Origin of the sequence: Streptomyces sp. NPDC051322, assembly GCF_040689485.1 — a bacterium.
In the GTDB taxonomy this organism is placed as follows: Bacteria; Actinomycetota; Actinomycetes; order Streptomycetales; family Streptomycetaceae; genus Streptomyces.
Window position 1 is genome coordinate 369,985 of record NZ_JBFBAK010000003.1, and the last position, 12,140, is coordinate 382,124.

The window sequence follows — 12,140 nt, forward strand, 5'->3', positions numbered from 1 at the left end:
ATGTCCGACACACTGAACTTCACGTTCTCCGACACCGTGGCCGGGCGGGTCACCGGATTCGACCGGGACAACGGTGTCTTCTCCGTGGTCACCGCGGACGGCCGTGACTTCGATGTCTCCCTCGACGGCGGCCCCAGCGCGGAGCTGCTGCACAATCTGGGTGAGCCCTACCAGGACGCGTCCGGCCACATAGACGAGCTGCTCGAAGAGGGCAGCTTCGTACTGGCCTACGGCATCTTCTACCCGCACAACGGCGGGGCTCGCTTCGAGGCCAAGCGGCTGATCTTCGTCGGTCGCCGGGTCGACGACTACCGGTTCGAGGAGGCGGGCTGGTGGGTCCAGCAGATCGAGGAGATCGCCGCCTTCTACCGCAAGGCCCAGTTCGGCGAAGGGCCCATCGACTTCGCCGGCTACCGGACGAACATCAGGCTGGGCGGTGAGAAGACCGCGAGCCATGTGCAGGAGACCGACACCATCTCGCGACTGGTCTACGGCATGGCATCGGCCTTCCTGCTCACCGGCAATGACGAGTATCTGGAGATCGCCGAGCGGGGCACCGAATACCTCCGCGAGCACATGCGCTTCGTCGACACCGACGAGAACGTCGTGTACTGGTACCACGGTCTGAGCATCGACGGCGACACCGAGAAGAAGCTCTTCACCTCGGAGTTCGACGACGACTACGACGCGCTGCCGGCGTACGAGCAGATCTACGCACTGGCCGGGCCGATCCAGACCTACCGGGTCACCGGCGATCCGCGGATCAAGAGCGATGCCGATGCCACCATCCGGCTCTTCGACCGGTTCTACCTCGACCCGGAGGACGGTGGGTACTTCTCGCACATCGACCCGATCCTGCTCAGCCCGGACCATGACTCCCTCGGCCCCAACAGGTCCCGCAAGAACTGGAACTCGGTCGGGGACCATGCTCCCGCCTATCTGATCAACCTGTATCTGGCGACCGGCGAGCAGAAGTACGCCGACATGCTGGAGTACACCTTCGACACCATCGTCGAGCGCTTCCCCGACACCAAGACCAGCCCCTTCGTGCAGGAACGATTCCACAAGGACTGGTCGCACGACACGGAGCACGGCTGGCAGCAGAACCGTGCGGTGATCGGCCACAACCTGAAGATCGCCTGGAACCTGATGCGCATGCACTCGCTGCGTGCCAAGGACGAGTACCTGCAGACCGCGGCGTCCATCGGCGAGACCATGCCCGAGTTCGGCGGTGACCGTCAGCGCGGCGGCTGGTACGACGTGGTCGAGCGGCTCAAGGTGGACGGCGAGGAGCGGTTCCGCTTCGCCTGGCACGACCGCAAGGCCTGGTGGCAGCAGGAGCAGGCGATCCTCGCCTATCTGATCCTGCACGGCACCACGGGTCGCGAGGAGTTCCGGTCCGAGGCACGGGACGCGCAGTCCTTCTACAACGCCTTCTTCCTCGACCACGACGAGGGCGCCGTCTACTTCAACACGCTGGCGAGCGGTCTGCCGTATCTGCTGGGCGTCGAGCGGCTCAAGGGCAGCCACTCGATGAGCATGTACCACTCGGCGGAGCTCTGCTATCTGGCGGCGGTCTACAACAACCTGCTGATCAACGGCAAGCCGATGGACTTCTACTTCAAGCCCGACCCGGCGCTGGTCGAGGACCGCATCCTGCGGGTCGCCCCCGACCTGCTCCCGGCCGGCTCGGTGCGGATCGCGTCCGTCGAGATCGAGGGCGAGCAGCACACCGACTTCAACGCCGAGGCGCTCACCGTGCGTCTGCCCGAAACGTCGGGCCGCATCAAGGTTAAGGTCCGTCTCGCCCCGAACGGCCGAACGGAGATATCACGATGACTGTCAAGGTCAACCCGCGCTCCGAGGGTGACGTCACGGTGATCGTCCTCGACGGAGAGATCAACAGCACCACGTCCGGCGGCCTGCAGGCGCAGCTGCTGCCGTTCATCCAGCCAGGGGTGGAGGTGCTGATCGACCTCACCGGGGTCTCCTACGTCTCCAGCGCCGGACTGCGCACGCTGCTGATCGTGCATCGCCGCGCTCAGCAGCTGGAGGCCGGGATCATCCTGGTCGGCCTGTCGGACGAAGTCAGATTCGTCATGAACGCCACCGGCTTCCTGGACTTCTTCCGAATCGGCGACGACGTCGATTCCGAACTCGAACGTGCCGGCCGATGAGTACCGGGAGCGCCCAGGAGGCCATGGAGGTACGCGAGCGGGTCGACGCGTACCCCACCCATCGGATCGGCCGCTACCGAGTACGGGCCGGACGGCCCTTCCCCTACGGCGCCGTACCGGTGCCCGGCGGGGTCAACTTCTCGGTCTACTCCGACCGTGCCACCTCGATGAGCCTGGTGCTCTTCGACCGGGGTGCCAAGGAGCCGACGGCGGAGCTCGCGTTCCCGCCGGAGTTCCGGATCGGCAGCATCCACGCCATGACGGTCTTCGGGCTCGACCTGGAGAACCTGGAGTACGGGTTCCGTGCGGACGGTCCGTTCGATCCCGCCGCCGGCGACCGGTTCGACGCCCGGCGGGTGCTCAGCGACCCCTACGCACGGCTGATCTCGGGCCGCGACGTCTGGGGCGCCGAGCCGGACTGGGACGACGTCTACCCCTACCGTGCGCAGGCGGTGAACGACGACTTCGACTGGGGCGACGACACGCCGCTGCGGACCCCCACCGAGGACCTCGTCATCTATGAGACGCATGTGCGCGGCTTCACCCGGCACCCGTCGTCCGGGGTGCAGGCGCCGGGCACCTACGCGGGGCTGCGGGAGAAGATCCCGTATCTCCAGGAGCTCGGTGTCAACTGCGTGGAGCTGTTGCCGGTCTTCGAGTTCGACGAGCTGGACAACCCGCGCACCGACCCGGCCACCGGTGAGCGGCTGCACAACTACTGGGGCTACAACACCGTCTCGTTCTTCGCTCCCAAGGCCGGCTATGCGGCGACCGGACGATTCGGGATGCAGGCCGACGAGTTCAAGTCGCTGGTCAAGGAGATGCACCGGGCGGGCATCGAAGTGATGCTCGACGTGGTCTTCAACCACACGGCCGAGGGCAACGAGCAGGGGCCGACGATCTCGTTCCGCGGGCTCGACAACGCGACCTACTACATGCTCACTCCCCAGGGCGAGTACTACAACTTCAGCGGCACCGGCAACACGGTCAACTGCAACCACCCGGTGGTCCGTGACTTCGTACTCGGCTGTCTGCGCCACTGGGTCTCCGAATACCACATCGACGGCTTCCGCTTCGATCTCGCGGCCATCCTCGACCGGGCGCCGGACGGCACCCCGCTGCCCAACCCGCCGCTTCTCGAGCAGCTCGCGCACGACCCGATCCTGCGCCACACCAAGCTCATCGCGGAGGCCTGGGACGCGGCCGGTCTCTACCAGGTGGGGCACTTCCCCAACTACGGACGCTGGTCGGAGTGGAACGGCAAGTACCGGGACGCCGTCCGGCGGTTCATCAAGGGCGAGCCGGGCCTGGTCGGTGAGCTGGCCACCCGGATGGCCGGCTCACCGGACCTCTACCAGGGGCGTACGGCATCGGCCTCGGTCAACTTCATCACCGCGCACGACGGCTTCACGCTGAACGACCTGGTCTCCTACAACGAGAAGCACAACGAGGCCAACGGCGAGGGCAACAACGACGGCGCCAACGACAACTACAGCTGGAACTGTGGTGAGGAGGGCCCCAGCGCCTCCGCCCACGTCCGGGACCTCCGGCTGCGGCAGATGAAGAACCTGCTGGCGATCCTGCTCATCAGCCAGGGCGTGCCGATGATCCTGGCCGGCGACGAGGTAGGCCGCACCCAGCTCGGCAACAACAACACCTACTGCCAGGACAACGACCTCTCCTGGTTCGACTGGGGCCTGGTCGAGGCGAACGCGGAGCTGCTGGAGTTCACCCGCGGCCTGATCGCCTTCCGGCACGCGCACCCGGTGTTGCGCAGCACCGAGCACCCCCGTGGCACGGACTCGGTCGGGAGCGGTTTCCCCGATGTCAGCTGGCACGGAGTGGAGGCATGGCGGCCCGACTGGGCCGACCACGGCCGGGTGCTGGCGATGATGCGCTGCGGACGGCATGCCAAGGGCGGCACCGTCGCCGACGACCACATCTATGTCGCGGTGAACTCGCACTGGGAAGCCCACGACCTGGAGCTGCCCCGGCTGCCCGACGGCGAGGCCTGGCATCTCTTCGCGGACACCGGAGCACTGCTGCCGGACGGGCTGCACACCATCGGCGAGGAACCGGAACTGGAACACCCGGGCCGCTACCACCTGGGGCCGCATTCCGTGGTGATCCTGGTCGGCCGTCCCACTCACGTATCGACGGACTGATCCGTTCGACGTACCGAGCAGAAGGAGAGTGCATCGTGTCTTTCGACGTCAGGTTGAGGGTCAATGACCGGGTCGCGACGATCGAGCTCAAGGGTGAGCTCGACGCCTCCACCGCAGCGCTGTTCCACGAGACGGTCGACAAGGCCTCCGCAGCCGGGTCCGTGGAACTTGTGATCAAAGCCGAGGAGCTGACCTACATGGCCAGCGCCGGACTGCGCTCCCTGGTGTTCGCTCGCCAGAAGATGGGCGACGAGGTGCGCATCGCCGTGGTCGGTGCCACCGAGCCGGTGGCCCGCACCATCCGGCTGGCCGGATTCGACCACAGCATCGACCTCGTCGACGCCTGAGGAGGCGAAGAGAGATGGCATTCGACTTCGGCGCCGTGTCCGCCACCCCGGCCTCTCCCGCGTTTCGCCGCGACCGGCCGTCTCGCTGTGTCCGTCTCGTCCCCGACCCGCCGGCGGCCGCGCTGCACATCCCGGCCTCGATCGACGCCCTCGACGAGGTGGCCCGGTTCGTGCTCCGGCTGGGAGCGGAGGCCGGGCTGTCCGAGAGCGCTCTGTACCGGCTGCGGCTGGCGTCCGACGAGCTGGCGACCAACATCGTCATGCACGGGTACCGGGGCGCCACCGGAGAGGTGTCGGTGGCGGGGGGCGTCGACGACGAGCGGGTGTGGGTGCGCTTCGAGGACGACGCTCCTGCTTTCGACCCGCGACAGGGCATGCGGTCGCCCGCAGTCGATGTCCCGCTGGAGGAGCGGGAGATCGGCGGGCTCGGGGTCTATCTCGCCTTCACGGCGGTGGACTCCTTCGAGTACGAACTGGTGTCCGGCCGGAACGTCAGCACGCTGGTGATGAACCGGCCGGTCACGGGATAGATGAGGGCGACATGGTGCGGAATGTGCTTGTTCTGCAGGAACATCGCGATGCGCCCGCCGATCTGCTGAAGGCGCTGGCGAGCCTGGGCGCCGCGGTGGACGTCCGGACCCCGGGGGACGTGCTGGCCGCGCAGTCCGGCCAGCTGTCGGCCGCTGACGTCCTGCTGGTCCACGCGGGGCTGTCTCCGCACACCGTCAAATCGGTGACCCGCCGGCTGAACGACGAAGGCAAGTGGCCCACCGTGGTGGCCTTCGCGGAGGACGACCTGCACCTGCTCGGCAACCACATCCATGCCGGCTCGGACTACCTGGTGCCGCCGTTCTACCCCGACCTGGTAAGGGCCCGGCTGCGGGACTGCCATGAACACGCGGCCTTCAGCCGCACCATGGAGGATGTAGCCGCGCACGCCGAACTGATCAGCTACGAACGGGAGCTGGAGATAGGGCGGGAGATCCAGATGGGTTTCCTCCCCGACTCACTGCCCAGTCCCGACGACTGGGAGATCAATGTCCGCTTCCGGCCGGCCAGGACGGTGGCGGGCGACTTCTATGACGTGTTCGAGCTGGTCAACCGGCGCCGGATCGCACTGGTGGTCGCGGACGTCTGCGACAAGGGGGTGGGCGCCGCACTCTTCATGGCGCTGATCCGCAGCCTGCTGCGCCACACGGCGGAGCAGAGCGGACTGCAGAGCCTGATCGCCGCCGATCTGCTGGGCGGCGAGACGACCGTCTGGCAGGAGCAGAGCCGAGCGATACCGGTGGTGGGCGCTACCCCGCTGCTGAATGCCGTGGTGGGCACCAACAACTACCTGACCAGAAATCACATCAGGCAGGGCTACTTCGCCACCATGTTCTTCGCCGTGCTGGACCCGGCGACCGGCAACCTCGTCTACATCAACGGCGGTCACAATCCGCCGGTACTGGTGCGGGCGGACGGCGCGGAGCCCGTCCTGCTGGAGCCCACCGGGCCCGCCGTCGGGGTCATCCCCGATGTCAGCTTCTCGCTCGGCTACGCGCAGATCAGTCCGGGAGACACGCTCTTCATCTACACCGACGGGGTCACCGAGGCACGCTCGACGACCGGGGAGTTCCTCGGTGACGAGCCGATGCTCCGCCACCTGACCAAGGGGCCCATCCGGAGCGAGGAACTGCTCGACCACATGGACGGCGCGCTCTCCGAGTTCGTCGGTCCCGCCGAACAGTCCGACGACATCACCATGATGGCCGTCCACTGGCGGGCCACCGGATCCGAGCCGACCGACTGACCGGCACGTTTCCTGTCCGCCTGCGCCCCCTACCGAACCCACCGGGTGGAAAACATGTCCCAGATCATCACCCTGCACTCCTACCGAGGAGGTACGGGAAAGTCGAGCACGGCCGCCAACCTCGCGCTGTTGCTGGCCTCGGCCGGCCGCAGGGTCGCCCTGGTGGACACGGACATCCAGACGCCGGCGCTGGACGTGATGTTCAGCGCCAGCATGCCCCCGGCACACAGCTCGCTGACCGACTATCTGATCGGTCGCTGCGAGATCGAGGACGCGGCTTACCCGGCCGACACCGGTACCGGGCACGAGGGCCTGTTCCTGGTTCCGGCCAGAAGCCGGGCGGCCGGCATCAACGAAATCATGGGGCGTGGCTATGACGTCGGTCTGCTGCGGGAGGGCTTCGACCGGCTGATCGACTCGCTCGCGCTCGACGTGCTGCTGCTGGACACCCATGCCGGCTTCAACAACGAGACGGTGACGGCGATGGCCAGTTCCGACGCCCTGCTCGTGGTGACCCGGGCGGACCGCCTGGACCTTGCGGGTGCCCGGGAGAGCATGGCGCTGGCCGGCCGGCTCGGCTGCGGCCGGCTGAGTGTGGCCGTGAACATGGTGCCCGACGGTATCGGGCACGAACGGCTGCGCAGCGATGTGGAGACCGTGTACGACACCCGGCTCACCGCGATCCTGCCGTACGCCCCCGAGCTGGCCTCGCTGGCCGGTGAGCGGCACTTCAGCAGCGCGTATCCCCACCACCCCCTGGTGTCCGGGTACCGCAGCATCATCTCGGAAGTGAGCAACGGCACGACGGGGCTGCGACGTTGACCTGGATGCCTCGACGCCTTCGTACGCGTCCCTCAGTGATTTCCCGCGACCGCACTCCGGTGCCAGGAGGCAAGAACATGCAAGGCATCCCCGCCACCAGGCGGTTCGCCCCGACCGTCGGGCGTATACCGATCGTGGACGTACGGCCCCAGGTGGACGCGGGCCGGCGTCCCGCCCGCGCTGTCCCCGGCGAGGTCTTCGAGGTCTCGGCGACGGTGTTCCGGGAGGGGCATGACGCGGTGGCGGCCAACGTCGTGCTCACCGATCCGGACGGTGTCCCCGGCGGGTGGACCCCGATGCGGCTGATCGCCCCCGGCACCGACCGTTACGCGGCGCGGGTCTCGGCGACCGGCGAGGGCGAGTGGTCCTATCGCGTCGAGGCCTGGTCCGACCCGGTGGCGACCTGGCTGCATACCGCGCGGATCAAGATCCCGGCTCGGATCGATGTGGAGCTGGTGCTCGCCGAGGGCGCGGCGCTGATCGATAGGGCCCTGAGCTCGATGGCAGGGAAGGAGCGGACCCCGGCGGCCGGGGCCACCCTGGCCGAGGCGCGCGACCGGCTCCTGGACGACAGCCGTGATGCCGACGAGCGCCTCTCCTCGGCTCTCGAACCGGCGGTGACCGCGCTGCTCGCCGCCCGGCCGCTGCGTGACCTGGTCACCTGCTCCGCCGAACTGCCGCTGCGGGTGGACCGCGAGCGTGCGCTGTACGGCTCCTGGTACGAGTTCTTCCCCCGCTCCGAAGGGGCGGTCGCCGCCGTCGTGGACGCCGAAGGAGTGGTCGAGCCCCCACACTCCGGCACCTTCCGTACCGCGGCGGAACGTCTGGACGCGGTGGCCGACATGGGGTTCGACGTGGTCTATCTGCCGCCGGTGCACCCGATCGGCACGACCCACCGCAAGGGCGCCAACAACGCCCTGACCGCGGGCCCGTACGACCCCGGCTCGCCGTGGGCGATCGGTTCCGCCGACGGTGGCCACGACGCCGTACACCCCGACCTGGGCACGCTCGATGACTTCGACCACTTCGTGGGCCGGGCCACCGATCTCGGCCTGGAGGTCGCGCTCGACTTCGCCCTGCAGTGCTCGCCCGACCACCCGTGGGTCACGGAGCACCCCGAGTGGTTCAGGCACCGGATCGACGGGTCCATCGCCTACGCGGAGAATCCGCCCAAGAAGTACCAGGACATCGTGCCGGTCGACTTCGACACCGACCCCGACGGACTGCACGAGGAGTGCCTGCGGATCCTGCGGCACTGGATGGCCCACGGTGTGCGGATCTTCCGGGTGGACAATCCGCACACCAAACCGGTGAGGTTCTGGGAGCGACTGATCGAGGCGCTCCACGAGACGGACCCCGATGTGCTGTTCCTCGCCGAGGCGTTCACCCGGCCCGCCATGATGCAGGGACTCGCCAGGATCGGTTTCCACCAGTCGTACACCTACTTCACCTGGCGCAACTCCAAGGACGAGGTGGAGTCCTACCTCTCCGAACTGGCCGGGCTTGGCGGCGAGGAGAGCGCGGCCTGCCTGCGGCCCAACCTCTTCGTGAACACGCCCGACATCCTCCACGCCTATCTGCAGTACGGCGGCCGCCCGGCCTTCGTGATCCGTGCGGTGCTCGCCGCGACGGCCTCCCCGGCCTGGGGCGTCTATGCGGGCTTCGAGCTGTGCGAGAACGTACCGGCAGGACCGGCCGGCGAGGAGTACCTGGACTCGGAGAAGTACCAGCTGCGGCCGAGGGACTGGAAAGCGGAAGAGACGTCCGGGCGCTCACTGGCTCCGCTGCTGCGCACTCTCAACGAGGTGCGCCGTGCGCATCCGGCCCTGCACCAGCTGCGCAATCTGCACTTCCACCGCACCGACGACGACGCGGTCGTCTGCTTCTCCAAGCGGGCCGACGACGACTGGGTGCTCGTGGTGCTCAGTCTCGATCCGCACAGCGTGCGCGAGGCGACCGTGTTCCTCGACCTCCCCGCACTCGGCCTGGAGCGGACCGAACCGCTGAACGCCCATGACGTGCTCTCGGGCGCGACCTACCGGTGGGGGCGGGAGAACTACGTACGCCTCGATCCGCAGGGCCAGGTGGCCCACATCATCACCGAAGGGAAGCCGCAGTCGTGACCACGGCACCGTACTCCCAGCGCCCCGGGGCCATGCTCACGGGCCTGCCCCCCACGGACCTGAAGCGCCTCGTCACCGGCGAGGTCAGCGACCCGCACGCGCTGCTCGGCCCCCATCCGGGCAGGGACGGCACAGTGGTACGGGTCCTGCGCCCGCTGGCGGACCGGGTGCGCCTCACCACGCCGTCCGGCGACCTGCTGGTGGAGCTGGGACACCTGGAGGCCGGCGTCTTCACCGGGCTGCTGCCGGGTGCCGAGATCCCCGACTACCGGGTGGTCGCCCACTACGGCGACTCCGCCTTCAGCTACGACGATCCGTACCGCTTCCTGCCGTCGCTCGGCGAGCTCGATCTGCATCTGATCGCGGAAGGCCGTCACGAACAGCTGTGGCGGGTGCTCGGCGCGAACACCGGGGAAGCCGATACGGGCACGGGCCCGGTGCGGGGGACCACCTTCGCGGTATGGGCGCCGAACGCCCGCGGGGTGCGGTTGACAGCCGACTTCAACCTCTGGGACGGCGCCGCCCATCCGATGCGCTCGCTGGGTGGCAGCGGAGTCTGGGAACTCTTCGTCCCCGGCGTCGGTGACGGTTGCGCGTACAAGTACGAGATCCTCACCCGGGACGGCCGCTGGATACAGAAGGCCGATCCGATGGCAACCTCGGCCGAACCGGCACCGGGCACCGCGTCGCTGGTCCACACCTCCGCGTACGCCTGGGGTGACGCTGCCTGGATGGCCGGACGCGGACGCGTCCCCGTCGAGCGAGCGCCGATGAGCGTGTACGAGATGCATCTCGGCTCCTGGCGCCCGGGGCTCGGTTACCGGGAACTCGCCGGTGAACTCCCCGCCTACGTCAAGGCGATGGGGTTCACCCACGTCGAGTTCCTGCCGGTCGCCGAGCATCCCTTCGGTGGTTCCTGGGGCTATCAGGTCTCCTCCTACTACGCGCCCATGGCCAAACTGGGCAGCCCCGACGGCTTCCGCTTCCTGGTCGATTCCCTGCACCGCGCCGGTATCGGCGTGATCGTCGACTGGGTGCCGGCCCACTTCCCGCGCGACGACTGGGCGCTCGCCCGGTTCGACGGGTCACCGCTCTACGAGCACCCGGACCCGCGCCGCGGCGAACACCCGGACTGGGGGACCCTGGTCTTCGACTTCGGCCGCAACGAGGTGCGCAACTTCCTGGTCGCCAACGCCGTGTACTGGTGCGAGGAGTTCCATGTCGACGGTCTCCGGGTCGACGCGGTCGCTTCCATGCTGTATCTCGACTACTCGCGCAACGAGGGCGAATGGCTGCCGAACGAGTACGGCGGCCGGGAGAACCTGGAAGCGGTCGAGCTGCTGCAGGAGATGAACGCCACCGTCTACCGGCGCTGCCCCGGTGTGCTGACCATCGCCGAGGAGTCCACCGCCTGGGACGGAGTGACCCGGCGCACCGACCACGGCGGTCTCGGCTTCGGTCTGAAGTGGAATCTGGGCTGGATGCACGACTCGCTGTCGTACATGTCCCAGGACCCGGTCCACCGGCAGTACCACCACCATTCCATGACGTTCCCGATGGTGTACGCGTACGCCGAGAACTACCTGCTGCCGATCAGCCATGACGAGGTGGTGCACGGCAAGGGCTCGCTGCTCACCAAGATGCCCGGCGACCGCTGGCAGCAGTTCGCCAACCTGCGGGCCTATCTCGCGTTCATGTGGTCCTTTCCCGGCAAACAACTGGTCTTCATGGGGCAGGAGTTCGCTCAGGACACCGAGTGGTCGCACGACGCCGGTGTGGACTGGTCGATGCTGCGGCACGCTTCGCACGCCGCGGTGCGCGACCTCGTCCGGGACCTCAATGTCCACTATCACCGGCTTCCCGCCCTGTGGAGCCAGGACGCGAGCCCGGAGGGCTTCCGCTGGATCGACGCCGACGCGGCAGACGACAACGTCTACTCCTTCGTGCGCTACGACACCTCCGGCGAACCACTGGTGTGCCTCTACAACTTCCAGCCGAACCCCCGCCACGGATTCCGCGTCGGGCTGCCCGCCGCCGGCGACTGGGCCGAGGTGCTCAACACCGATGCGGCCGGGTACGGCGGCAGCGGCACGGTCAACCCGTCCGTGATCCGAGCCGAGCCGGTCCCCTGGCAGGGGTTCGAGTCCAGCGCGGCTGTCGTACTGCCGCCGCTCGGCGCCGTCTGGCTCCGCCCGCAATGACGTCAACTCAAGAGGGAGATGACCGTGACCGCTCCACGCATGAGAACCACACCGCTGCCCGGCATCGGGGTGCAGTACGAGATCACGACCCGCCGGCACGACACCCTGTCGGTCATCGCGCACCGCGACGGCACCCGCACCTTCAACGTGCACCACGACGATGACCCCGACTCGTGCGGTCTCTCGATGAAGCTCACGGCGGCGGAGGCGATGTCACTGACCGACGCCCTGCTGCCGGACCACAACAACCCGAACCTGCTGCACACCAGCGACTACGGGCTGGTCGCCGAGCGGGTCACCGTGACCGGCGTCTCCTACTGGAACGGCCGGGTGCTGGGCGACACCAGGATGCGGACCGACACCGGCACCTCCATCGTGGCGGTGATGCGCCGCGCCCATGCGATTCCCTCGCCGGGCCCGGACTTCCGGCTGCGCGGAGGTGACAGCGTCATCGTCGTCGGTACCCGCGAGGGCGTCGACGCCGCCCACGCCATACTCGAGCGGAAGTGA

General features: G+C 68.1%; 10 protein-coding genes. All 10 read left to right on the forward strand.

Translation table 11 applies throughout. The features are described 5' to 3' along the window. Nucleotides 1-1,839: an AGE family epimerase/isomerase gene (locus tag AB0436_RS09910; RefSeq protein ID WP_366467238.1), complete on the forward strand. Its 1,839-nt coding sequence runs from the start codon at nucleotides 1-3 to the stop codon at nucleotides 1,837-1,839. After that, the gene (locus AB0436_RS09915) at nucleotides 1,836-2,177 is read left to right on the forward strand and encodes an STAS domain-containing protein (RefSeq protein WP_366467239.1); all 342 of its coding nucleotides are present in this window, start codon (nucleotides 1,836-1,838) and stop codon (nucleotides 2,175-2,177) included. Before AB0436_RS09910 ends, AB0436_RS09915 begins: the two co-directional genes overlap by 4 nt. Then, complete coding sequence (gene glgX / locus AB0436_RS09920; RefSeq protein ID WP_366467240.1) at nucleotides 2,174-4,342, forward strand: glycogen debranching protein GlgX; 2,169 nt, start codon at nucleotides 2,174-2,176, stop codon at nucleotides 4,340-4,342. Before AB0436_RS09915 ends, glgX begins: the two co-directional genes overlap by 4 nt. 35 nt (nucleotides 4,343-4,377) lie before the next feature. Continuing rightward, nucleotides 4,378-4,689: an anti-sigma factor antagonist gene (locus AB0436_RS09925; RefSeq protein WP_366467241.1), complete on the forward strand. Its 312-nt coding sequence runs from the start codon at nucleotides 4,378-4,380 to the stop codon at nucleotides 4,687-4,689. Between the two features lie 14 nt (nucleotides 4,690-4,703). Further along, nucleotides 4,704-5,219, forward strand: coding sequence for an anti-sigma regulatory factor (locus AB0436_RS09930; RefSeq protein WP_366467242.1), 516 nt, complete (start codon nucleotides 4,704-4,706; stop codon nucleotides 5,217-5,219). 23 nt (nucleotides 5,220-5,242) lie between these two features. After that, complete coding sequence (locus tag AB0436_RS09935; RefSeq protein WP_366467243.1) at nucleotides 5,243-6,484, forward strand: SpoIIE family protein phosphatase; 1,242 nt, start codon at nucleotides 5,243-5,245, stop codon at nucleotides 6,482-6,484. A 54-nt stretch (nucleotides 6,485-6,538) separates the two neighbouring features. Beyond that, on the forward strand, nucleotides 6,539-7,306 hold the full coding sequence (locus AB0436_RS09940) for a MinD/ParA family protein (protein WP_366467244.1): 768 nt from the start codon (nucleotides 6,539-6,541) through the stop codon (nucleotides 7,304-7,306). A 77-nt stretch (nucleotides 7,307-7,383) separates the two neighbouring features. After that, entirely contained in the window at nucleotides 7,384-9,429 is a 2,046-nt protein-coding gene (locus AB0436_RS09945) for an alpha-1,4-glucan--maltose-1-phosphate maltosyltransferase (RefSeq protein ID WP_366467245.1), read from the forward strand. 32 nt (nucleotides 9,430-9,461) lie between these two features. Continuing rightward, nucleotides 9,462-11,630 (forward strand): 1,4-alpha-glucan branching protein GlgB, encoded by a 2,169-nt coding sequence (gene glgB / locus AB0436_RS09950; RefSeq protein ID WP_366467491.1) that lies wholly within the window; start codon nucleotides 9,462-9,464, stop codon nucleotides 11,628-11,630. Nucleotides 11,631-11,654: 24 nt separating this feature from the next. Continuing rightward, entirely contained in the window at nucleotides 11,655-12,140 is a 486-nt protein-coding gene (locus AB0436_RS09955; RefSeq protein ID WP_366467246.1) for a TrkA C-terminal domain-containing protein, read from the forward strand.

What these genes read in the sequence shown, in the direction of transcription:
- AB0436_RS09910 (WP_366467238.1), top strand. Translation starts at nt 1, where the DNA reads ATGTCCGACACACTGAACTTCACGTTCTCCGACACCGTGGCCGGGCGG.
- AB0436_RS09915 (WP_366467239.1), top strand. Translation starts at nt 1,836, where the DNA reads ATGACTGTCAAGGTCAACCCGCGCTCCGAGGGTGACGTCACGGTGATC.
- glgX (WP_366467240.1), top strand. Translation starts at nt 2,174, where the DNA reads ATGAGTACCGGGAGCGCCCAGGAGGCCATGGAGGTACGCGAGCGGGTC.
- AB0436_RS09930 (WP_366467242.1), top strand. Translation starts at nt 4,704, where the DNA reads ATGGCATTCGACTTCGGCGCCGTGTCCGCCACCCCGGCCTCTCCCGCG.
- AB0436_RS09940 (WP_366467244.1), top strand. Translation starts at nt 6,539, where the DNA reads ATGTCCCAGATCATCACCCTGCACTCCTACCGAGGAGGTACGGGAAAG.
- AB0436_RS09945 (WP_366467245.1), top strand. Translation starts at nt 7,384, where the DNA reads ATGCAAGGCATCCCCGCCACCAGGCGGTTCGCCCCGACCGTCGGGCGT.
- glgB (WP_366467491.1), top strand. Translation starts at nt 9,462, where the DNA reads ATGCTCACGGGCCTGCCCCCCACGGACCTGAAGCGCCTCGTCACCGGC.